Origin of the sequence: Asanoa sp. NPDC049573, assembly GCF_040676615.1 — a bacterium.
GTDB lineage: Bacteria > Actinomycetota > Actinomycetes > Mycobacteriales > Micromonosporaceae > Asanoa.
This window is the reverse complement of the sequence record NZ_JBFAPI010000001.1, coordinates 418666-439874: the sequence shown is the minus strand read 5'-3', so window position 1 is coordinate 439874 and position 21209 is coordinate 418666. Positions and strand designations below refer to the sequence as shown.

The window sequence follows — 21209 nt, the reverse complement described above, 5'->3', positions numbered from 1 at the left end:
CGGTTGGCGCGCCCCGGCGTGTCTAGATCGCCGAGGGCGTCGCCTGCGAGACTGCATTCGTGAGTACGCCCAAATGGTCAGCCCGCCAGCCCATGCTGGGTTGGAGCGCACCGGCGATCCGCCGGGCCGCCGCGGTGCTCGCGCTGTGGGTGATCGTCTCCGGCGGCCTGACTGCGGCGACCGTCAACTGGGAGCTCGCGGTGATAGCCGGCTGGGACGCCGCGGCGCTGGTGTTCCTCGGTTCGGTGTGGCCGCTCTTCCTGCGCGCCGACGGCGAGAAGACCGAGCGGGTGGCCTCCCGCGAAGACCAGACCCACGGCTCGGCCACCGCCCTGCTGGCCGCCGCCTGCCTGGTCAGCCTGCTCGGGGTGGCGTTCGCGCTGGGCCGGGCGGCCAGCGAGCACGGCACCGACCGCGGCGTGCTGATCGGCGTCGCCGTGCTCACGGTGGCCAGCGCGTGGGTCACCATGAACACCGTCTACACGTTGCGCTACGCGAAGCTCGACTACCAGAGCACCGGCGCCCGCATCGACTTCGGCGACGCGGCCAAGCCGACCTACCGCGACTTCGCCTACCTGGCGTTCACGATCGGCATGACCTACCAGGTCTCCGACACGACCCTGCGCAGCGCGCCGATCCGCCGCACGGTGCTCGCGCACGCCCTGCTGTCCTACGTCTTCGGCGTCGCGATCGTCGCGGGCGCCATCAACCTGCTGGCCGGCCTGGTCAACAACTGAGCGCGAGCAGGTGCTGCAGCCGCAGGCCGTGTTCGACGTCGAGGTGGTGCGGCGTGCCGGTGCGCACGGCCCGCGCGAACTCGGCGCGCAGCACCGGCCAACACTCGGCGTGGTCGATCGTGCCGAAGTCGATCTCCAGTACGCCCGCCGGGCCGTAGAGTTCGACGCCCGCCCGCGACCGCGGCAGGCCGACCGCACCGGAGAGCGACAGTTGGCTGACCGCGCCGCCCCGGTGCACGCAGGTCAGCTCCAGCCAGCCGGTCGGGTCGCCGTGCCGGTCGATCGACCCGATCGGGCCGAGCGCGGCCTCGGCCAGGTCGAGCAGGTGCGGGCCGAGGTCGAGCAGGGCGCCGTGGTCGAGCCGCCAGCCGGTGGCGAACGGGCCGTCGAGGAACCCGCCGTGCAGGTAGCGGGCCCGGCCGCCGGTGGCCGCGAACCCGGCCGCGTCGGCCAGGAAGGCCCGGGTCGCCGGGTGATAGCGCTTGGTCAGCACGATCTGGCTCACCACGCCGTGCTTGCGGACGGCCGCCGCGACCCGCTCGGCCGCGTCGACCGTGAGGGCCACCGGCTTGTCGAGCAGCAGGGCGCGCCCGGCCGCCGCGGCCCGGACGGCGAGGTCGGCCTGGATATCGGGCGGCACCGCGAACGCGACCGCCTCGCAGCGCTCCAGCAGGTCGTCGAACCTCGCGACCGCCGACGTGCCGAGTCGGGCGGCCAGGGAAACGGCCGCCTCCGGACGCCGCGCCCAGACGCCGACCAGCGTGGTCTCCGGCCCGGCGGCGAACGTCGGCCCGTGCATCACCGATGCCCAGTGCCCGGCGCCGACGAGGCCGACCCGGACCGGCGATTCCCCCACAAGCGACATTGCACCACGCCGCGGTCAGAGCACCTTGTGGGCGCGCAGGATCGGGTCGTCGGCGATCGGCAGCGTCGGGGTGCGGCCCGCGAACACGGCTTCGGCCATCCAGCAGTACCAGGCCGCGGTGGTGCGGTAGGGGCGGAACCGGTCGCCGAGCGGTTCCAACTGCTTTTCGGTCGGCGTGTCGATGCCGTAGGCGACGCCGTAGCCGCGGCGGATGCCGAGGTCGCCGACCGGCCACACGTCCGGGCGGCGGAGTTGGAACATCATGAACAGCTGCGCCGACCACGGCCCGATCCCCTTGACGGTCGACAACCGCCGGATGATCTCGTCGTCGTCGAGGTGGCCGAGCCGCCGGTTGTCGAGCACCACGGTGCCGTCCCGCACGCTCGTGGCCAGGTCGCGCAGGGAGATCACCTTCCGCCCCGACAGACCGACCTTGCGCAGCACCGCGTCCGACAGCGGCAGGACGCTGTCCGGCGTCAGGTCGCCGCCGGCGGCGTCGATCAGCCGGCCGAGAATGGCCACCGCGGCCGGGCGGGCCAACTGCTGGAACACGATCCCGCGGACCAGCGACTCGAAGTTGCTCTCCTTCCACAACGGAATCCGCGGCGCGGGCGCGTTGGCCACCAGCCGCGCCATCACCGGGTCCCGCGCGGCCAGCAGCGCCGCCGCCTGCCGGAACGTGACCTTGCTACCCCACTCGGGCGTGCCCACGTCTTCACCTTGCCCGCCGGGACCGCCGCCGGGCCAGCAAATCGGCCGATGCCCGGTCAGCGACTCCGGGAGAGGTCGGTGGATGGGCTCGCGGCGAGTTCGGCGTCGACGGCGCTCGGTGAGTAGATCTCGTCGATCACCATCGCGTGCGCACCGGTGACCGCCGACTGCGGGCCGAGGCGGCTGGTCGTCACCTCCAGGTGCCGGGTCGCGCGCGGGAGGGCGTAGCGGTAGAGCATCTCGCGGACGCCGGTGACGAAGTGGGTCTCGGCCAGGTCGCCGGCGATCACCAGGACCCCGGGGTTGACCAGGCAGACGACGGTGGCCAGCACCTCGCCGACCAGGCGGCCGGCCTCCCGGGCCAGGTGCACCGCCTCGCCGTGGCCGACCCGGATGCGTTCGATCAACTCCGGGCCGGACTGGGTGGGCGTGCCGCCGCTGGACAGCCGCTGGGCCAGGGCCAGGCCGCTGGCCACCGCCGACAGGCAGCCGTAGAGGCCGCACTCGCAGCGGGCCTCCGGCGACGACGCCAGCCGGATGTGCCCGATGTCGCCGGCACCGCCGTCGATGCCGCGGTAGACCCGGCCGTCGACCACGATGCCGGCCCCGATCCCGGTCGCGACCTTGACCAGCAGCAGCGCCGGGCAGTCGGGGTAGAACGCGACCTGCTCGCCGAGCGCCATCAGGTTGGCGTCGTTGTCGACGAAGACCGGGCAGCCCCAGGTGGCCCGCAGCCGGTCGGCGATCGGCACCCCGTCCCAGCCCGGCATGATCGGCGGCTCGGTGACCACGCCGGCGTCGTATTCGACCGGGCCGGGCACGCCGACGCCGATGCCGCGGACCCGGGTGCGGTCCTGGCCCGCGGCGGCCAACAGCCGGCCGAAGGCGGCGTCGACCCAGCCCAGGACGTACTCGGGGCCCTCGCCGATCTTGATGTGTTCGTGTTCCTCGTGCAGCAGCGTGCCGGCCACGTCCAGGACCGCCGCCCGGGCGTGGTTGGCGCCCAGGTCGGCGACCAGCACCACGCCGTGGTCGGTGTCGAACTCGAGCAACTCCGCCGGCCGGCCGCCGGTCGATTCCTCCACGCCCGAGCGGCGCAGGTAGCCGGCCGCCCGCAGCGCGTCGATCCGCTGCACCAGCGTCGACCGGGACAGGCCCGTGTAGGCCTGCAACTCCGAGCGGGTCCGGGCGCGGCCCGTGCGGACCAGCCAGAGCAGGTGGCCGGCGGAGTTCTGGTGGATCGGCGCGCCGCGGGCGGCGACCGGCGAACCGGGCGGACCGCCCTGGGCCGGTGGCCTATCCCTTGTCGGCACCGGCGGTCAGTCCCTCCGTCAGCAGGCGTTCGGTGGCGAAGAAGATGATCACGATGGGCAGGGTAAGCACCACCGACCCGGCCATCAAAACCGTCTTACTCACTTCGATGCCTCCGGCGAGCTGGGCGAGGCCGAGGGAGACCGTCCAGTTGGGCCGGTTCTCGACCAGGAACAGGAGGGCGAACAGGTACTCGTTCCAGGCGATCATGAAAACGTAGAGTGCGTTCGCCATCACGGCCGGTGCCGCGAGCGGCAAGATTACCTTACGCAGGGTTTGTAACCGTGTGTAACCGTCGACAGCGGCCGCCTCTTCCAGGCTGACCGGGATCGTGCTCAGGTAGTTGCGCAGCATGTAGACCGAGACCGGGATGGTCTGCGCGATGTAGACGATGATCAGCCCGCCCAGCGAGCCGCGCAGGCCGAGCCGGGTGAACACGGTGAACAGCGGGATGGCCAGCAGGATCGCCGGAAACAGGTAGACCGCGAGGAACAGGAAGTGCACCTGGCGGCGGCCGACGAACTGCAACCTGCTGACGGCGTACGAGCCGGGCAGCGCGACCAGCAGTGTCAGCAGCGTCGCCGACACCGCCACCAGGGTCGTGTTGCCGAGCAGCCGCAGGAAGCCCTGCCCGCCGTCGTCGACCGAGGTGAGCACCTCGCGGTAGGTCGAGAAGGTCCATTCCGCCGGGCCGGCCCAGATGCCGCCCGGGTCCTGGAGCACCTGCTCGATCGGCCGGACCGAGAGCAGCACCATGTAGTAGAACGGGAACAGCGTGACCACGATCAGCACCGCGATCACGACCCAGCGCAGCACGCCGAAGAGGCGGGTCTCGAAGGTCGCCCGGTCCATCACGACTCCCCCTCCAGCCGCGGCGCGAAGAACCGCAGGTAGACCAGTAGCAGGATGACCAGGCCGGCGGCGAGCACCAGGCCCTGCGCGGCGGCGGCGCCGATGTCGAGCCGCGAGGTCAGGAAGTCGTAGACCCGCACGCTGACCACCTGGGTGCCGGCACCGCCGCCGGTGAGCAGCCAGACGTCGTCGAACTTGTTGAACGTCATGATGAACCGCAGCACGCTGAGCAGGGCGATCACGGCGCCCAACTGTGGCAGCAGGATGTGCCGGAAGAGCTGGGTCGGCGCCGCGCCGTCGACGATCGCCGCCTCCTCCAGGTCTTTGGGCACCGCCTGGAGCCGGGCCAGGATGAACAGGAACGCGAACGGGAAGTAGCGCCACGCCTCGAACGCGATGACCGTGATCAGCGCGAGCGGGATGTCGACCCCCCACAGGTGGTATTCGCGCTGGCTGAGGAACGCGATCGGCCGGTCCCAGCCCAGGAACCGCCCGCCCCAGTCGTTGGCCACGCCGAACTGGGGGCTGAGCATGATCTCCCAGACGAAGGTCACCGCGACGACCGGCGCGACGTAGGGCAGCAGCACGCTGGCCCGTACGAAGGTCCTCCCGGGGAAGCGCGTGCGCAGCGCGAGGGCGGCGACCAGGCCGAAGATGATCGACAGGGCGGTGCCGCCGATCGTGTAGAGCAGCGTGGTCCACAGCGAGCTCCAGAAGCCCGGCGAGCTGAACACGTACTCGAAGTTGTGCAGCGTGTATTCGCCGAACAGGCCGGCCCGGCGGATGTTGATCAGCCGGATCCGCTGGAACGCCAGCATGATCGTCCAGAGGATCGGGACGACCACCACGACCAGCACCACGATGAACGTGGGCGACAGGTAGGCCAGGCCGGCGCGGTTCTCCCGCTGGCGGCGGGTGAGCGGCCGGGCCGGCCGGCGGCGCCGTTCGGGCGCCGCCGGCCGCGTCTCGCGGGTCGCGACCATCAGTTCTGCGACTTCTGGATGGCCCGCACGTCGTCTGCGGCGCGTTTGGCCGCGCCGGCGGGATCGAGCTCACCGCCGGTCATGGCGTTCACCGCCTTGGGTACGGGCAACTCGCCCAGCGTGGCGCCGAGCAGCGCGCCCTGCTTCTGCGGCAGCGCCCAGCGCTGGAACGTGTCGGGGCTGCTGCGCAACGCGGTCAACACGTCCGCCGGGTAGCTGTCGGACAGCGGCTTGCGGGTGTCGACGCCGGCCGGCAGCGTGTTCCAGGCCGTGGTGAACTTCGCCGGGTCGGCCGAGTCGCCCTTGCGCACCGGGAACTTGCCCTCGGGCGCGATGCCGAGCCAGTCGGTGTAGCCCTCGTTCATCATGTAGGCCACGAACTTGCGGGCCTGGTCGGTGTTGGGGCCGTCCCTGGTGATCGTCCAGCTGGTGATCTCGCCGAACTGGGCCGGCTGCCCGTTGGGGCCCGACACCGCGGTCACGATGCCGCTGTTCTTCGCCAGGAACGCCGGGTCGGCCTTGCACTCGGGACAGGTGGGCAGGGCGTCGTTGCGCAGCCCCGCCATCTCGTCGAGGAGGAACGAGGACCAGACCACCATGGCCGCCTTGCCGGCGAAATAGGTGGCCCGGGTGGTGTCGACGTCCTGCGCGCCGGGCACCGAGTAGTTCTTGATCAGGTCGTTGTAGAGCTGGAACGTGGCCTGGCAGGCCGGCGAGTCGAGGGTGACGTTCTTCTGGTCGTCGACCAGCTGACAGCCGTTGCCGAGCGCGAAGTTCTCAAACGTCTGTTCGGTGAAGGCGTCGTTGGGGACGGTCGCCATGGTGATGCCGGCGATGCCGCCCGTGTTGAGCTTCTGCGCGGCCTCACGGATCTTGTCGAACGTGTCCGGCGCGGCCAGGCCGGCCTTGTCGAACAGGTCCTTGCGGTAGAAGAGCAGCTGGGCCCAGCCGTCGCTGGGCACCGCGAGCTGCTTGCCGTCCTGTGCGGTCAGCTCCAGGGCGCGCGGCGAGAAGGTGCCGGTGCCGAGTTCGTCGACGACGGCCTTGGCGGCGTCGGTGTCGAGCAGGTCGTTGGTCGCCATCTGGGCGACGGCGGCCAGCGGCAGCGCGCCGACCACGTCGGGCATCTTTCCGGCCGCGGCGGCCGAGGTGATCAGGCTGGTGAACTGGTTCTCGTCGGTCCCGACGATCTTGACCTGGATGCCGGTCTTGGCGGTGAACTGGTCGGCGATCTTCTGGGTCGCCTGGACCCGGTCGGTCTGGTTCTCCAGGCTCCAAACGGTGATCGATCCGGTGGCGTCGTCGGCCGGGTCGTCACTGCCGCAGGCGGTCAACGTGGTGGCCACCAGGACCGCCGCGGATGCGGCGGTGAGCAGTCTTCTCGCGTTCACGCAGGTTGCTCCTTCGTCCGATATATCGATCTCTCCCTTTTCTTTTCCGATCTATGGACGAATCACACCAAGGTCTTATACGCGAAGGCAAGACATATGTACGTAACGTTCGGTCCCTCGGTCGGGTAACGGACGATCTTGGACAGGTCTGCGTGGCTTATGTCCACATATGACGGACAGATGCGGATCCGGACTTATACTTGATTGCCAGACATAAGTGCGTAACATCTCGGCCGAACCTCGGGTCGTTATGTCGCGCGCTTCTTTCTTCGACAAGGGCGGAAGGCCGTCGTGCCGCAGATAGTGCAGTTCACCTCCCCACGCCACGTGGAGGTCGTCGAGCAGCCGCACGTCGACCTGCGCCCGGGGCAGGTGCGCATCCGCACCAGCTACTCCGGGATCTCCGCGGGCACGGAACTGACCGCCTACCGGGGCACCAACCCCTACCTCAACCGCGACTGGGACGCCGACCTGCGGCTGTTCGTCGCCGGGACCAGCGGCCTGCGCTATCCGATCGCCGGGCTCGGCTACTCCGAGGTCGGCGAGGTGGTCGAGGTGCTGGCCGACGAGCCGTCGCCCGGGGATCCCGCCGTCGGCCAACAGGTCTGGGGGATCTGGGGGCACCGCGGCGAAGCCGTACTCCCGATCGAGAAGGTTCGTGGTTGTGTCCTGCCCGACGGCCTGGACCCCGTCGCGGCCACCTTCGCCCGGGTCGGCGCCGTCGCGCTCAACGGGGTGCTGGCCGCCGACATCCATCTCTCCGAAGTGGTCGCGATCTTCGGCCAGGGCGTGCTCGGCCTGCTCGCCACCCGGCTGGCCCAGCTCTCCGGCGCCACCGTGGTCGCCGTCGACACGCTGCCCGCCCGCCTGGCCAAGGCCCGCGAGTACGGCGCCGCGCACACCATCGACGCGGCCGCGCAAGACGTGGCGCTGGCCCTGCGCGCCCTGACCGACGGGCGCGGCGCCGACGTGGCGATCGAGATCAGCGGGCACTACCCGGCCCTGCACGACGCGATCCGCACGGTCGCGGTCGACGGGCGGGTGGTCGCCTCCGGCTTCTACCAGGGTGACGGCGCCGGGCTGCGGCTCGGCGACGAGTTCCACCACAACCGGGTCCGGATCGTCTCCTCCCAGATCGGGGGCGTGCCGCCGGAGCTCGCCGGGCGCTGGAACCAGGCCCGCCTCAACCAGGCGTTCCTCGGTCTGGCCCAGCAGGGCGCGGTCGACCCCGTCGGCCTCGTCACGCACGTCATCGCGGTGGAAGAAGCGGCGGCGGCCTTCGCCATGCTCGACCACCGTCCCCAGGAAGCACTCCAGGTGGTGTTGAAGTTCTCATGATCAAGATCTCCTGCCAGGAGCAGCTGCTCCCCGGCGAGAGCCTCCAGGCGAAGTGGGACTTCGCGGCGCGCGCCGGCTACGACGGCATCGAGCTGCGGGCCAAGGGCGAGTTCGCGTTCCGCGACCGGTTGCCCGAGCTGCGCCAGGCCGCGCGCGACGGCGTGCCGATGCCGTCGGTCTGCGTCGACATGCTGCATTTCATCGGCGCGTTCGACGCCGGCCTGCGCCGCGACGCCGTGGCCCAGCTCCGCTCGCAGCTCTCGGTGATCGCCGAGGTCGGCGGTTCGGTGGCCGGCACGCCCGCCTCCTACGGGATGTTCTCCCGCCGGCTGCCGCCGTTCGAACCGCCGCGCTCCCCCGACGCCGACCGGGCCGTGCTGCTCGCGGCCCTGACCGAACTCGGCGAGCATGCCGCGTCCCTCGGGGTGACGCTGGTGCTAGAGCCGCTCAACCGCTACGAGGACCACATGGTCAACCGGCTCGACGAGGCGGTCTCGCTGGTCGACGAGGTGGGCCTGCGGTCGGTGCGGGTGCTGGCCGACACCTACCACATGAACATCGAGGAGGACGAGCCCACCACCGCGCTGGTGAAGGCGGCCGACCAGCTCGGACACGTCCAGGTCAGCGACTCCAACCGGTTTCAACCCGGCGCCGGCCACATCGACTGGGGTGCGCTGCTCGGCACGCTGGATGCGGTCGGCTACGACGGCTTCCTGGCGGTGGAGTGCCGGCTCCGCGGCGAGCCGACGGCCGCGGTGGCGGCGATCCCGGGCTTCCTGCGGCGGTGGTCGTGACCATCGCACCTTCCGCGGCCGCGGCCTCCGCGACCGCGCCTTCCGCGACCGGGGCCTCCGCGACCGCGCCTTCCGCGACCGCGACCTCTGCGCCTGCGGCTTCCGCGCCGTCCGCGACTGCCGCCTCCGCGCCTTCGGCGACCGCGCCTTCGGCGACCGCGGCTTCCGCGACCGCATCCTCCGCGCTTTCGGCGACCGGGGCATCCGTGATCACGCGGTCGGTGATCGCGCCGGCCGCGTCGCTCGACCGGGCGGCGCGGCGGGTGCTGGCGGCCAACTGGCGGCGCGGCGCGACCGTGCCGGCCGGCGGGCTCTACCCGCACCAGTGGAGCTGGGACTCGGCGTTCATCGCGCTCGGGCTGCGGCATTTCTCGCCGGTCCGCGCCCAGCGCGAGTTGGAGTCGCTGTTCGGCGCCCAGTGGACCGACGGCCGGGTGCCGCACATCGTGTTCGACCCGCTCGTACCCGCGGACGCCTACTTCCCCGGGCCGTCGTTCTGGCGGTCCTCGGAGCTGCCCGGCGCGCCGGGGGTTCCGACGTCCGGGATCGTCCAGCCGCCGGTGCACGCGCTGGCCGCGTGGGAGACCTACCGCGCGGCCCCCGCGGTGGCCCGGGCGCGGCGGTTCCTGCACCGGATCTATCCGCGGCTGGCGGCCTGGCACGACTGGCTGCTGACGGCACGCGACCTGCGGGGCCGAGGGCTCGTGTCGGTGGTGCACCCGTGGGAATCCGGGATGGACAACAGCCCCGCCTGGGACGCGCCGCTGTCCCGGGTCGTGCCGCTGCCGCCGTCGGCGCTGGCGCGACGCGATCTCGCGCACGCCGCGGCCGCGGAGCGGCCGACGGATGCCGACTACGGGCGGTATATCCGGCTGGCGCGGGACTACCGGGACTCGCGGTACGTGGCGACGCCCGGGTTCGCGGTCGAGGATCCGCTGTGCAACGCGCTGCTCGCCGCCGGGGAGCAGGCGCTCGCGTCGATCGCGATGGAGATCGGGCTGGACCCCTCCCGGCATCTTGCCCGGGCCCAGCAGGTCGCCGACGCGCTGATGGCCGAGCTGTGGGACGGGTCGGCGGGCACGTTCTTCGCGTACGACGTCTTCGGTTCCGCGCCTCTGCGGTCGTACTCAGTCGCAGGCTTGCTGCCCTTGGTCGTGCCCGATCTGCCGGTCGCGACCGACCTGGTGAAGACCGCGCTCGGAGACCGGTTCCGGCTGGCCGACGCGTGCCCGGTGCCGAGCTACGACCTGACGGCGGCCGACCACGAGCCCGGCCGCTACTGGCGCGGCCCGGGGTGGATCAACACCAGTTGGCTCTTCTGGTACGGCCTGCGCCTGCACGGTGAGACCGGGCTGGCCGACGACCTGCGCGACCGGTTGCTGGGGCGCGTGCGCGCGGCCGGTTTCCGGGAGTACCTCGACCCGCTGACCGGCGCCGGCTACGGCACCGACGACTTCAGTTGGACGGCGGCGTTGACCCTCGACCTGATCCGCACCGGGCCGCGCCGTTGACTCGTTGACTCCAGCAGCGGCGGGTGCCGTGCCCTCCCCGCATGCCGTGAGGTGGTGGCGACAATGACCGTGCGCACTGTGGTGTCGGGTACAACCTGCCTGTTGACCGACGCCGGTGGCAACGTGACCGACACCGGCGGGTTCTTCGTCGCGGACACGCGTCACCTGTCGCGCTGGGTGCTGACCGTGCACGGCCGGGCGTTGCGGGCCCTGTCGTCGTCGGCCGACGAGGTGGTGCTGGCGCCGCCCACCGTACGCAACGAGAACCCGCCGTTCGTGCTTCGCCGTGGGCAGTTGCTCGGGTCCGGGGTGCTGGTCGAGGAGCTGACCTTGACCAGCTTCGTGCCGGCGCCGCAGACGGTCCGGGTGGCGCTGTCCGCCGAGGCGGACTTCAGCGACCAGTTCGAGTTGCGGTCGTCGCGCCTCTTCGACAAGTCCGACGCGGACCGGTCGGTGTCGGCGACCGCGTCCGAGGTGGTGTTCTCCTACTCGCGGCGGGGGTTCAGCCGGTCGACCCGTATCACGACCTCGCCGCCGGCGCGGTTGTCCGGCGACGGGGCGCAGTGGACGGTGACGCTGCCGCCGCACGGCTCGGTCACCCTGCGGGCGACGGTGGCCTCGTCGTCGGCGGGCTCGGTCGCGCTGGCGCCGGCTCCGGTCGCGGCGCGCGGTGACGACCTCGACCGGTGCGTGGCGCGGGGGCTGGCTGATCTGGACAGCCTGCGGATCCCGGTGGCCGATCTGGTCGCCGATCTCCCGCCAGGAGCTGTCGTGCCGGCGGCCGGGGCGCCCTGGTTCCTGACGCTCTTCGGCCGGGACAGCTTGTTGACGTCGCTGTTCGCGCTGCCGTTCCGGCCCGAACTGGCCGAGGGCACGCTGCGGGTCCTGGCGGCGACGCAGGGCCGTGCCCATGACCCGGCGCGCCTGGAGGAGCCGGGCAAGATCCTGCACGAGATGCGCCAGGGCGAACTCGCGACGTTGGGCGAGGTCCCGTATGGCCGCTACTACGGCACCGTCGACGCCACGCCGTTGTTCCTGGTGCTGCTCGCCGCGCACTACGCCCTGACCGGCGACGAACTCCTGGCGAAGGACCTGGAGCCGGCGGCCCGGGCGGCGATCGGCTGGATGCTCGACTCCGGAGGCATGGCCGCCACCGGCTATCTGCGCTATCGCACCGATGGGGCCGGCCTGGTCCACCATTGCTGGAAGGACTCGGCCGACTCTCTCGTCTTCGCCGACGGCACGCTGGCGACCGGGCCGATCGCGGTGAGCGAGGCCCAGGCCTATGCCTACCGGGCACTGCGCGGCACCGCCGACCTGGCCCGCCGCGCCTGGGGCGACCCCACCTGGGCGGCTTCGTTGGACGAGCGGGCAGACCTGCTCCAGCAGGTGTTCTCGGCGGACTTCCGGCTGCCGAACGCGTTCGTCGCGCTCGCCCTGGATGGTGCCGACCGCCAGGTCGACGCGCTGGCGTCGAACGCCGGCCACGTCCTGTGGTCCGGCATTCTCGACGACTCGTGGGCGCAACTGGTCGCCGAGCGCCTGGTGGCGGACGACTTCTTCTCGGGTTGGGGCATCCGCACCCTCGCCGCGGGGCAGGCGCCCTACCACCCGCTCTCCTACCACCGCGGCGGCGTATGGCCCCACGACACGGCGCTGGCAGTGGCCGGCCTGGCCCGGGTCGGTCACACCGAGGCGGCGGCACGGATCGCGTCGGGTCTGCTCGCCGCGGCCGCGTCCGCCGGCGGCCGGCTCCCGGAGGTGCTGACGGGCTTGGAGCGCAAGGCCGGCCAGCCGCCGGTCCCCTATCCGCACTCCTGCTCACCCCAGGCATGGGCGGCGGCCACACCGCTCCTGCTCCGGACCGTGCTTGAAGCGCACTGACTTTTCGCTCCCCGGCGCGCGAACCCGCGTGCGGGGAACGCCCACGACACTGCCTGGAACCCCGCCTGTGCGGTGGCCGCGGCGATCGCGATCCGCCACCCACGACGCTGCCCCGACCCCCTGCGCCGTGGCCGCGGCGATCGCGATCCGCCACCCACGACGCTGCCCCGACCCCCTGCGCCGTGGCCACGGCGACGATGATCCGCCGCCCACGACGCTGCCCCGACCCGCCTGTGCGGTGGCCACGGCGACCGCGAGCCGCCACCAACGACGCTGCCCCGACCCCCTGCGCGGTGATCGGGCGACGACGATCAGCCGCTCTCTGACGTGGCGGTTCGGACCTATGGCCCGAGCCGGTCGAGTTAGCCTGTTGCCTGGTCGCGGTCGGCGGCTCGGCCGAGTGCGGACAGTCGGGCGGTGAGTTCGCGCCGTTCGACGAGGGCGGCGGCGATCCCGAGTGATGCCAGTGGCAGGACGGCCAACAGGGTCCACTGGATCGGCACGAGGTAGATCGGGTGGCCCATGTTCCAGTTGGAGTACTCCCAACCGGACAGCGTGACCTTGACCAGCGCCGCGACGGTGATCACCGGGGTCGCGAGCGCGAGGGCGCGCCAGCGGATCGCGACGGGCAGCGTCAGCCAGGCGAGGGCCGAGGCCAGGAAACCCACCAGGACCGCCGCCAGCAGGAGGTAGAAGACCGCCTCTGACCGGGCTGCCAGCCCGTAGTTGGCATAGAAGGTGCCGGCCTCGCGCCAGTTCCACTGGGCATGGCGGTTGGTCAGCAGAACGGTCTGGGCCAGAGCGACGCCACCGGCGAAGAGCAGCACACGGCGTAGCCGCAGCACCCCGCCCACCCGCTCGGTCGCGACGCTGAGCGCGGCGGCCGCGAACAGGCCCAGCGCGAGCGGCCACATCAGGTGGACCGCCGAGACCGGGTCGCCGCCGTATTGCCGCGCGACGAGCACCACCTCTCCCAACGCGGTGAGCCACGCGATCGTGGCGGCGGAACGGCGCAGGCCCACCAGGACGGCGAGCACCACCGCAGCCCAGCCGAGTGCGCGCAGGTAGGCCCCGCTTCCAGGGGGCGCGATGTCGAACAGCCGGACGACGCGCTGGGAAAGCAGCACGATCGCGGCGAACAGCCCGAACACGGTCGCGGCCGCGCGCCACGGCGGGCTCACCGCCGCGGTGACCGCGGCGCCGGCGCGGGCCCGCAGGCCGGACGCGACAAGGTTGCCGGCCTCGCCGAGGGTGGGCCAGCGTTGACCGGGCCGGGCGGCGGTGACGAGGACGGCGAGCATCTCGTCCTCGTACACCCGGCGGTGTGACCAGGGGTACCACGCGAGCAGCCGCCGGTAGCGTCTCTCCAGGTCCGCCTCGTTCACGCCATACCCTCCTGGGGTCGAAGGTCGCTGCGCCGGAGCCGCGCGGCGGCGGCGCTGGCGTTGCGGCGCAGGCGCGCCGTCTGCTCGGTCAGGCTGCGCTCGCCCAGCGCGGTCAGCCGGTAGTAACGGCGCAGCCGGGACTGAACCACTTCCTCCCGGTCGATCTCGATGAGCCCGTCGGCGCGGAGGCGGTCGAGCACCGCGTACAACGTGCCGGCCCGCAACCGGACCTGGCCGTCGGAGATCTGCCGGACGTCTTCGATCACGCCGTAGCCGTGCTGCGGCGTCGCCGCCAGCGCGGTGAGGATCAGGAACGTGGGCTCCGACATAGGACGGTCGCTCATGGACGGATGATATACCGCCGCACGGTATATGCCTATCGGCGGACGCCGGCAGCCACCCAGATCGTGAGCACGGCCAGGAACTCGCCGCGCCCGCCCGCGGCAGCGACCTCGGCGAACCATCGGTCGCGCAGGTCGTCGGGAACCATGCCCGCGGCCGGCGGCACGCGCGGATCGAAGACCGGCATCACCACGGCGGCCGAGGCGGGATCGAGGAAGAGACAGGTCACCGGGGTGGTCGTCACCTCGCCGAGGCCGGCCCGCACGAGGCGGCGGCGCAAGGTGCGGCCCATGTCGTTGTGGTGGTCGCGCGCGATGCCGAGCATGCGGTCACGGACGGCGGCCGCGAGGTCGGCCGGGACGCCGTCGACCGCGGCGGACTCCCAGTCGGTGTCGATCAGGCAGAGCCGCCCGCCGGAGCGGGTGACGCGGGCCAGTTCGGCCACGGCGCGATCCGGGTCGGGGACGTGCTGGAGTACGCGCTCGCTGCGTACGCCATGGAAGGTCTCGCTCGGGAACTCGAGATCCATGATGTTGCCCCGGGTGAACCGGACCGGGAGGTCCGCCGGCGTCAACGCACGGGCGGCCTCGAGCGTGCGGGCGGACGAGTCCATCGCCACGACCTCGCCGTCGCTGCCCACCGCGGCGGCGAGGGCGCGCGCCACCTCACCCCCGCCGGCACCCGCGTCCAGCAAGCGCTGCCCGGGCCCGGGGCGCAGAGCGTCCCAGGCGACCTGGCGGACACGCTGGATCTCCGGGTGTTCAGCCATCCTGCGCAGCACGCCCAGGATCAGTTCGAAGATCGGCTCCGGCAACGCGTCGATGTCGCTGAACGCTCCGGTGTCGGGCGGTTCGGGCTCGGTCATCGGTGCACACTCCCGGCGGTCAGCGGCACCCGGCGGTGCCGCTTCGAGCAAACCACGGGCTGGGTCCGGTCAACGGGTGCCCTGGCCGTCGCAACGGGCAACGAGTCACACGTTCTCGAAGAATGCCGTCGGCGGCCCACCCCTGGTCGCCGCCTCGGCGCGCCAGCGCGCCGCCGGCAGGCCTTGTCTCACGCGGCCAGCAGAGGCACGCCCGCGTAGGTGGCCACCCCTTCGGCCTGGCCGACGCCCGGCTACGCGGCCAGCCGCCGCCCGGTTACCGCGCCCTCGGCAGGCCGGCCTTGGTGCGAGGGCAGGCTCAGCCAGGCCGGATCCCGCGGCTGAGCGGGCAGCGGGATCCGGCGCCGCGTATCAGACGGCCGGCTTGCTCGTGTAGACGGTCGGGTCGCCCTGGATGAGCCAGATCTCGGGCGAGTTGATGGGTAGGAACGAGCGGTCACCGCCGGGCTCGCGGGTCGTCGGGACCGTGTCGCCGCTGGGCAGGTGCATGATGAAGTTGACCGGCTTGGTGTCGTCGACCAGCGGGATCGGATAGTCGGCCCAGCCGTCGGTCACCCCGGCACGCGGCCACGGCTTGTCCCACGCGATCTGGGCGAGCACGTCAGGCGCGACCGCGTCGCCCCACATGTGCAGGCCCCAACCCGCCGCCGCCGGATCGCCGTAGTCGCCCGCCGGGCGGTAGTAGTGCACCGTGGCGGAGGTCGCCGGTGGGCCCGCCGCCCGCACGCCGCGGACCGCGGACGTCGCACCCGGACCCGCGAGGCCGCCGGGCAGCAGCACCGCCCGGTATTCGACCGGCGTGTTGGCCGCCAGGTCGAGCGGCGTCAGGTCGTCGAAGACCGTGTAGACCGGCGACGACGAATCCGTGCCGACCCGGGTCCAGGCACCACCCGCGACGCGCCGCTCGATCGCGACCACGTTGGTCGCCCGCTCCGGGTCGACGACGGCGCGCACTTCGACGGTGCCGCGCACGCCGCTGCCCTCGGTCGGGGTCTCGATCGACACCAGCGGGGCCGGCACGGTGCCCGACCGGGTCGCCGACTCACGGGTGTGGCCCTTGTTGTCGACGACCACCGCGCGGTAGCGGACCGAGGACCCCGCCCGCTGGTCGCTCACGTCGTCGAAGACCTGGTAGGGCGCGTTGTCGTCGGTGCCGACCGGGCGCCAGGCCCCGCCGTTGTCCGAGGCGTAGAAGGTGACCTCGTAGAACGACGAGCCGCCGACGTTGGCCGTGACCTGGAGCCGGCCCCGGGCGCCGGGCGTCGCGGTCGGCTGGCCGAGGGACACCGACGGCGCCGAGCGGGACCCGGCCACCTTGTTGTTGGCCTCGTAGACCACCGCCGACAGCGGCGGCACGGTCACCGACAACCGGCCGTCACTGCCGGAACGCAGCGTCCGTGGTCCGTCGCCGTAGACGCTCTTGAAGGTGTCGCGCCCGGTCGCGTAGGTGGGGACCGCGGCCGTCTGCGCGGTCTCGCTGTTGTTGAGGGCGACCACATACTCACGCTGGTCGCGCCGGTCGATGCGGGAGAACGCGTAGATGCCCGGGCCTTCGCTCGCGTAGCGGTGCTGCTGGGCGCCGTCGCGCAATGCCGGGTTGTGCCTTGTCAGCGAGGCCAGCCCGGCGATCGACTCGTAGAGCGGGTGGGTCGTGACGTAGTTGTCCTGCGCGTGCGTCGCGTCGGTGCCGAGCAGGTCGTCGTCGAGGTAGTCGGGGACCCGGCTGGCGAACAGCGTCTGCCGCGCGTCCTGGTCGCCGCCCGGACCGGTGAAGCCCTGCTCGTCGCCGTAGTAGACGACCGGGTTGCCACGGGAGAGATACATCAACTCGTGGGCGAGCCGGTCGCGGGACACCCACTCGGCGTCGGTCGCGCCGGGGTTGTCGCCGCGGACGAAACCGCCGATCCGCCCCATGTCGTGGTTGCCCAGGAAGGTCGGCAGCTCGTAGACGTTGGAGTCGGCGTCGGTATACCAGTCGTCGCCCGCGAAGAAGGTCTGCAGCGCGGCCGCCGGCTGCCCGCGCGAGGCGAAGTTGCGGGCCGCCTCCTGGAACGGGAAGTCGAGCACCGACTGCATCTTGTCGCGGGTGGTGAACTGCGAGGTGAAGCTCTTCGTGGTGTCGAAGACCTCGCCGAACATGAAGAACTCGGGCTTGCCCTGGCGGTGGGCGTAGTCGAGGATCTCCGGGCCGAACGTCTGCCAGAACTCGTCGTTGACGTGTTTCATCGTGTCGATCCGGAAGCCGTCGACACCGAAGTCGCGGATCCAGGTCTTGTAGATGTCGATCATCCCGCGGACCACCCGCGGGTTTTCGGTGAACAGGTCGTCGAGCCCGAAGAAGTCGCCGTAGTAGGCGTTCTCGCCGACGAACGTCGTGTCGCCGCGGTTGTGGTAGAGCGTGACGTCGTTGAGCCACGCCGGCACCTTGAGGTTCTGCTCCGCGGGGTCGAGCACCGGCTTGTAGGGGAACGACGTGGCCGGGTCGAGCGCCGGGAACGACGGCTGGCCCGCGAAGTCACGGTCGTCGAAGGTCGCGCCGGACGCCGTCTTGTAGGGCGCCGCGTCCTTGCTGACGTAGGCCTTGCGCGCGCCCTCCTCGTACCCGATGACGTCTGCGGTGTGGTTCGTGATGATGTCGAAGTAGACCTTCATGCCCTTGGCGTGCGCGGTGTCGATCAGGGCGCGCAGGTCGGCGTTGCTGCCCAGGTGGGGGTCGATCTGGGTGAAGTCGGTGATCCAGTAGCCGTGATAACCCGCCGACGGGCCGTCTTCGAGCTGGACCGCCTTGTTCTTGAAGCTGGGCGTCAACCAGATCGAGGTCGTGCCGAGGCCCTTGATGTAGTCGATCTTCGAGCGCAGGCCCTTGAGGTCGCCGCCGTTGTAGAAGCCCTTGCGGGTCGGGTCGAAGCCGGACACCAGCGGGTCGGAGCCGAGACCGCCCTGGTCATTGGCCGTGTCGCCGTTGGCGAACCGGTCGGCCATCACGAAGTAGAAGTTCTCGTCGGTCACCGGCTCGCGCAGCGAGTGGCGCGCGGACAGATCGTCACCCCGCCCGCCGGCGGCCGCGGGACCCGCTGGCAGGGCGGCCACGAGCACCAGCGCGCCGACCATGCCGAGCACCCGCCGGATAGATCCAGGTATGGACATCTTCCCCCCTCGGACATCGACCGACGGGGACGTTACCGAAGGGCTACGACATTGCAAGCGGGTGAACCAGAAGGACAATCCGGGGGTACGCGGGCACAAACGTCCTCAACAGACAGCGTGAGGCGACGATTGCACGGAAACGGTGGGGTCTCCTTCACAGGATCGTTACCTGCCCGCCGCCCCGGAGGAGGGCCGGAAAAATTCTGACCGCGTTATCGCCACACTCTCTGGACACGGCCTGAGCTGCCCATGCGAACATATGTTCGTGTCAGAAGGGACCATCCTCCACGCCGATCTTGACGCCTTCTACGCGTCGGTCGAGCAGCGCGACGACCCCAGGCTGCGGGGCCGTCCGGTGATCGTGGGCGGCGGCGTGGTCCTGGCGGCGAGCTACGAGGCGAAGGCGGCGGGCGTACGCACGGCGATGGGCGGCCATGCGGCACGACGACTGTGCCCCGAGGCGATCGTCGTCGAGCCCAGGATGTCCGCCTACACGCAGGCGAGCCGCGCCGTGTTCGAGGTGTTCCGGCAGACCACCCCGATGGTCGAGGGCCTCTCGATCGACGAGGCGTTCCTCGATGTCAGCGGGCTGCGGCGGATCGCGGGTCCGCCGTCGGAGATCGCCGCCGACCTGCGGCGGGCGGTCCGCGACAAGGTCGGGCTGCCGATCACGGTGGGCGTCGCGCGCACCAAGTTCCTGGCCAAGGTGGCGAGCGGGGTCGCCAAGCCCGACGGACTGCTGGTGGTGCCGACAGACAAGGAGTTGCAGTTCCTCCATCCGCTGCCGGTCGAACGGTTGTGGGGCGTCGGCCCGGTGACCGCCGCGAAGCTCCGCGACCGCCGGATCTTCACGGTCGGCCAACTCGCCGGGCTCGGCGAGGCGACGCTGGTGTCGCTGCTCGGCCGGGGCGCCGGCCGGCATCTCGACGCGCTGGCGCACAACCGCGACCCGCGCGCGGTGCAGACCGGCAAGCGGCGCGGGTCGATGGGCGCCCAGCGGGCGCTCGGTCGGGGGCCGCGCACACCGGCCGCGCTCGACGGCATGCTGGCCGGGTTGGTCGACCGGGTGACCCGGCGAATGCGCGGCGCCGGCCGGACGGGCCGCACGGTCGTGCTGCGGCTGCGTTTCACCGACTTCACCCGGGCGACGAGGTCGCACACCCTTCCCCGCGCGACCTCACACACCCAGACGATCCTCGACGCCACCCGCCGCCTGCTGGCGGCGGCGCTGCCGATGATCGAGGAGCGCGGCATCACCCTGATCGGCATCTCGGTCGGCAACCTCGACGACCGTTATATGCAACTCCCGCTTCCCTTCGCGGACCAGGATGGTGTCGCGCTGGACGCCGCACTCGACGCGGTCCGCGACCGCTTCGGTTCGTCCGCCATCACCCGCGGCGCCCTTGTCGGCCACGGGCCGGGCCTGGAGATGCCTATGCTCCCCGACTGACCCACCACGACACCCTGCGCCTGCGGGTCTCCGGACCGCCGCACCGCCGGACGGGCGCGCGGCCCTCGCGCCGGGTAGTCCCCGTTGGCTGCGCGGAACGGGCTCTCCGTGGTCGGCTCTGGACGGGGCGCCCGCGTGGAGGCAGTGCTGCGGCCAGTGGCGGTCGCCATTAGCTCAAAAATGTCCCATTTATGGCGCGCCGAAGGCGCGGCAGCGTAGCGTTCCGTAAGTGCTCGGTGACGAGTTGTTGATCGCCCGGGGCGGAGCCGGCCGCCGCCACGGCGGTGGGTGGGTTGACACCAGCCCAGGCGGCGAGCCCGCCGGCCGCGACCGCCGCGAGCAGCCTTCCGCCGCCGGCGACCACCCGCACGGCCCGCAGCCCCACAGCAGCCGCCAGGGCCAACCCCACGGCAGCCGCCAGGACCAACCCCACTGCAGCCCCCAGGGCCAACCCCACGGCAGCCCCCAGGGCCAACCCCACGGCAGCCCCCAGGACCGGCCCGACGGCGGCCGCCAGGACCAACCCCACGGCAGCCCCCAGGACCAACCCCACGGCAGCCCCCAGGACCAACCCCACGGCAGCGCCCAGGACCAACCCGACGGCTGCCGCCAGCACCAGCCCCACGGCAGCCGCCAGCACCACGACCCGGACCCGCCCCCGCACCGGCAGCACCTCCGGCACAGGGACGACCGCGAAAGCGACCGCGATGCCGGCACCGGCGGTCACGGGCATCCCAGTGCCGTGGATGGGGTGGACGTGGCGCCGGTGCCGCGGGCCGTGTTGCGGGATGCGTTGGCTTCCGGCGATCTCGTGGTGGCGCCCGGCTGTTACGACGTGGTCGGGGCCCGGGTGCTGGAGTCGGCCGGGATCGAGGCCGCCTACCTGACGCCGTTCGGGTTCCAGGCCGCCGACGCTCCCTCGCCGCACGCGCCGCACGATCCGTGGGAGCGGTACCTCGATCGGGCGCGGGAACTGGTCGACGCCGCCGGGCTCGCGATCATCGTCGACGGGCAGACGGGCCTCGAAGGCGAACGCAGCGCGGAGGAGCGCGCCGCCGACGCGTTCTCGGCCGGCGCCGCCGCCTTCGTGCTCGAGGACCGGCTCGGATTCGGCAAGGACCGGCCGCTGCGGACCATGGCCGAGATGGGGCGGGAGATCGCCGTCGTCCGGCGGGAGGTCGGGCGCGAGACGGCCGTGATCGTCCGGACCGACGCCGTGCGCGACTCGGTCGACGACGCGCGCAACCGGTGCGAGTCCTACCTGGACGCGGGTGCCGATCTGGTGCTGCCGCTGATGACGCGCTACCTCAACTATCCGGACACGCCGGCCGATCGGGAGCGGCGGATCTCCGCCTACCAGTTTCTGGTCGACCGGGTGCCGGCCAATCGCATCGTCGTGCACTCGCCCACCGGGCGGCACCTGCCCGTCGACGAGGCGCGGCGGATGGGGTTCGGGCTCTATCTGATGTCGCAGTTGCTCATCGCCGCCGCGGTGACCGGGATGGCCCGTGAACTGGCCGCCGCCCTCACCGACGAACCCGGGCCGATGTCGCTGCTCACGCCCGTCGACCTGGCGACGATGACCGGCGTCGACCGGTGGCTGGAGAACAGATGGTGAGAAGAGA

18 protein-coding genes are annotated in these 21209 nt (G+C 71.8%); 7 read left to right on the top strand and 11 right to left on the bottom strand.

Features of this window, described 5'->3' with window-relative positions:
- The first annotated feature begins 59 nt into the window (after positions 1-59).
- Entirely contained in the window at positions 60-737 is a 678-nt protein-coding gene (locus AB0J74_RS02030; protein WP_363443295.1) for a DUF1345 domain-containing protein, read from the top strand.
- On the opposite strand, the gene AB0J74_RS02025 is transcribed toward AB0J74_RS02030, so the two are convergent.
- Genes AB0J74_RS02025 through AB0J74_RS02000 form a run of 6 tightly spaced genes read right to left on the bottom strand, consistent with a single transcriptional unit; the run spans position 727 to position 6850 of the window.
- Positions 727-1602 carry a Gfo/Idh/MocA family oxidoreductase gene (locus tag AB0J74_RS02025; RefSeq protein WP_363443293.1) on the bottom strand — a complete coding sequence of 292 codons (876 nt, stop codon included), beginning with the start codon at positions 1600-1602 and terminating at the stop codon, positions 727-729. The two genes, AB0J74_RS02030 and AB0J74_RS02025, sit on opposite strands and share 11 nt — an antisense overlap.
- A 15-nt stretch (positions 1603-1617) precedes the next feature.
- Positions 1618-2313: a DNA-3-methyladenine glycosylase 2 family protein gene (locus AB0J74_RS02020; protein ID WP_363443291.1), complete on the bottom strand. Its 696-nt coding sequence runs from the start codon at positions 2311-2313 to the stop codon at positions 1618-1620.
- Between the two features lie 56 nt (positions 2314-2369).
- Complete coding sequence (locus tag AB0J74_RS02015; RefSeq protein ID WP_363443289.1) at positions 2370-3626, bottom strand: ROK family transcriptional regulator; 1257 nt, start codon at positions 3624-3626, stop codon at positions 2370-2372.
- Positions 3610-4476, bottom strand: coding sequence for a carbohydrate ABC transporter permease (locus AB0J74_RS02010; protein ID WP_363443287.1), 867 nt, complete (start codon positions 4474-4476; stop codon positions 3610-3612). The genes AB0J74_RS02015 and AB0J74_RS02010 overlap by 17 nt, the downstream gene beginning before the upstream one ends.
- Positions 4476-5459 (bottom strand): sugar ABC transporter permease, encoded by a 984-nt coding sequence (locus AB0J74_RS02005; RefSeq protein WP_363443285.1) that lies wholly within the window; start codon positions 5457-5459, stop codon positions 4476-4478. Before AB0J74_RS02005 ends, AB0J74_RS02010 begins: the two co-directional genes overlap by 1 nt.
- Positions 5459-6850 carry an extracellular solute-binding protein gene (locus tag AB0J74_RS02000; RefSeq protein WP_363443283.1) on the bottom strand — a complete coding sequence of 464 codons (1392 nt, stop codon included), beginning with the start codon at positions 6848-6850 and terminating at the stop codon, positions 5459-5461. The genes AB0J74_RS02005 and AB0J74_RS02000 overlap by 1 nt, the downstream gene beginning before the upstream one ends.
- A gap of 291 nt (positions 6851-7141) precedes the next feature.
- On the opposite strand from AB0J74_RS02000, the gene AB0J74_RS01995 reads away from it, so the two are divergent.
- From AB0J74_RS01995 to AB0J74_RS01980, 4 genes are all read left to right on the top strand, one after another.
- On the top strand, positions 7142-8188 hold the full coding sequence (locus AB0J74_RS01995) for a zinc-binding alcohol dehydrogenase (RefSeq protein WP_363443281.1): 1047 nt from the start codon (positions 7142-7144) through the stop codon (positions 8186-8188).
- Complete coding sequence (locus AB0J74_RS01990; protein WP_363443279.1) at positions 8185-8982, top strand: sugar phosphate isomerase/epimerase family protein; 798 nt, start codon at positions 8185-8187, stop codon at positions 8980-8982. Before AB0J74_RS01995 ends, AB0J74_RS01990 begins: the two co-directional genes overlap by 4 nt.
- Positions 8983-9188: 206 nt before the next feature.
- Positions 9189-10493 carry a trehalase family glycosidase gene (locus tag AB0J74_RS01985; protein ID WP_363443277.1) on the top strand — a complete coding sequence of 435 codons (1305 nt, stop codon included), beginning with the start codon at positions 9189-9191 and terminating at the stop codon, positions 10491-10493.
- Between the two features lie 63 nt (positions 10494-10556).
- Positions 10557-12377, top strand: a complete 1821-nt coding sequence (locus AB0J74_RS01980; protein WP_363443275.1) for a glycogen debranching N-terminal domain-containing protein — start codon at positions 10557-10559, stop codon at positions 12375-12377.
- A 362-nt stretch (positions 12378-12739) separates the two neighbouring features.
- Here AB0J74_RS01980 and AB0J74_RS01975 read toward each other — a convergent pair whose 3' ends face one another.
- The 4 genes from AB0J74_RS01975 to AB0J74_RS01960 form a co-directional block, all read right to left on the bottom strand.
- The gene (locus AB0J74_RS01975; RefSeq protein ID WP_363443273.1) at positions 12740-13762 is read right to left on the bottom strand and encodes a hypothetical protein; all 1023 of its coding nucleotides are present in this window, start codon (positions 13760-13762) and stop codon (positions 12740-12742) included.
- Positions 13759-14106, bottom strand: a complete 348-nt coding sequence (locus tag AB0J74_RS01970; protein WP_363443271.1) for a helix-turn-helix transcriptional regulator — start codon at positions 14104-14106, stop codon at positions 13759-13761. The genes AB0J74_RS01975 and AB0J74_RS01970 overlap by 4 nt, the downstream gene beginning before the upstream one ends.
- 32 nt (positions 14107-14138) lie before the next feature.
- A complete protein-coding gene (locus AB0J74_RS01965) occupies positions 14139-14969 on the bottom strand; it encodes a methyltransferase domain-containing protein (RefSeq protein ID WP_363443269.1) in 831 nt (276 codons plus the stop codon).
- A 369-nt stretch (positions 14970-15338) separates the two neighbouring features.
- On the bottom strand, positions 15339-18134 hold the full coding sequence (locus AB0J74_RS01960) for an alpha-amylase family glycosyl hydrolase (protein ID WP_363443267.1): 2796 nt from the start codon (positions 18132-18134) through the stop codon (positions 15339-15341).
- A 259-nt stretch (positions 18135-18393) separates the two neighbouring features.
- Here AB0J74_RS01960 and dinB point away from each other — a divergent pair, with 259 nt between their 5' ends.
- A complete protein-coding gene (gene dinB, locus AB0J74_RS01955) occupies positions 18394-19584 on the top strand; it encodes a DNA polymerase IV (RefSeq protein ID WP_363443265.1) in 1191 nt (396 codons plus the stop codon).
- Positions 19585-19753: 169 nt separating this feature from the next.
- On the opposite strand, the gene AB0J74_RS01950 is transcribed toward dinB, so the two are convergent.
- Complete coding sequence (locus AB0J74_RS01950; protein ID WP_363443263.1) at positions 19754-20311, bottom strand: hypothetical protein; 558 nt, start codon at positions 20309-20311, stop codon at positions 19754-19756.
- A 15-nt stretch (positions 20312-20326) separates the two neighbouring features.
- Here AB0J74_RS01950 and AB0J74_RS01945 point away from each other — a divergent pair, with 15 nt between their 5' ends.
- Positions 20327-21202 (top strand): isocitrate lyase/phosphoenolpyruvate mutase family protein, encoded by an 876-nt coding sequence (locus tag AB0J74_RS01945; RefSeq protein ID WP_363443261.1) that lies wholly within the window; start codon positions 20327-20329, stop codon positions 21200-21202.
- Positions 21203-21209 lie beyond the last annotated feature (7 nt).